This is a genomic window from Kitasatospora sp. NPDC057518, assembly GCF_042802075.1.
Lineage (GTDB): Bacteria > Actinomycetota > Actinomycetes > Streptomycetales > Streptomycetaceae > Kitasatospora.
The window spans coordinates 39,052-40,064 of the sequence record NZ_JBHVEU010000019.1 but is presented as its reverse complement, the minus strand read 5'-3'; the positions used below and the strand labels follow the sequence as shown (position 1 = coordinate 40,064).

The window sequence follows — 1,013 nt, the reverse complement described above, 5'->3', positions numbered from 1 at the left end:
ACCGTGAACGACCTGCCGGCGGATGGTCCGGTGAAGGGTGGGTCGCCGAAGGAGAAGCCGCTGGTCGACCGGGGTTCCGGGTCCACGTTGGACGGGAAGCCCGGTGAGAAGTGGGTGTCCCGGGATTCGGGCGATCGCAGGTCGATGACCGTGAACGACCTGCCGGCGGATGGTCCGGTGAAGGGTGGGTCGCCGAAGGAGAAGCCGCTGGTCGACCGGGGTTCCGGGTCCACGTTGGACGGCAAGCCCGGTGAGAGGTGGGTGTCCCGGGACTCGGGCGACCGCAGGTCGACGACCATGGACGACCTCAAGAAGTCGGGGGACGCGGACACCCCCTCGCCGAGGGAGCACGAGGGCGGCACCGACGGGTCGAAGCAGAAGCCCTCCGCGGGCGAGGCCCCGGGCAAGGGGGACCGGCCCACCCCGGACCAGACGCGGCAGAACGGCCGGCAGGAGGGGACGACGACGAAGTCCGAGGGCTCGACGCCGAAGAAGCCCACCGTGCGGCCGTTCGGACCCGAGAAGGTGAGGACCCTCGCCGATGGCCCCCAGGACGGGGCGGGGCCGAGGAGCAGCACCTCGGAGTCGGGGATGCGACCCGGCGGCTCCAGCGTGAAGACCGTCACCGAGGCCAAGCCGACCGAATCCGGGGCGGGCGGCTCGACCAAGGTCGGATCGTCCACCGAGAAGCCCGTGAGCAAGACGGAACCCTTCTCCGGCCGGGGCGATCGTCTCGGCGAGGGTCCGCGGGTCTCCGAGGACGCCGGAGCGTCGAACCGAACCGGCCCGCGGAGCGGATCCCAGCAGGAGTTCCCGAACGCGGAGACATCGACGAACAGCCGGGGTCCGCAGTCGGAGCTGGCGGCGAAGCAGGAGACCGCGGCGAACGCCCGGATCGCCAAGGCCAAGGCCGAGGCCGATGCGGCGGCAGCGGCGAAGGCGGGTGCGGGGTCCGAGGCCGGCAACGCGGGGGCGAAGGCGAAGCCCGGTGCGGGGGTTGAGGGTTCGGGTTC

1 protein-coding gene and 1 pseudogene are annotated in these 1,013 nt (G+C 72.2%); one reads left to right on the top strand and one right to left on the bottom strand.

The features are described from left to right. Positions 1-626 (bottom strand): hypothetical protein (locus ACFU7Z_RS03720; protein ID WP_380775725.1); only part of this gene is annotated, 626 nt, incomplete at its 3' end. Between ACFU7Z_RS03720 and ACFU7Z_RS03715 the strand changes: the two are divergent. Then, positions 613-1,013 (top strand): annotated as a pseudogene (locus ACFU7Z_RS03715) (hypothetical protein); the annotation flags it as partial. The gene ACFU7Z_RS03720 and the pseudogene ACFU7Z_RS03715 overlap by 14 nt on opposite strands.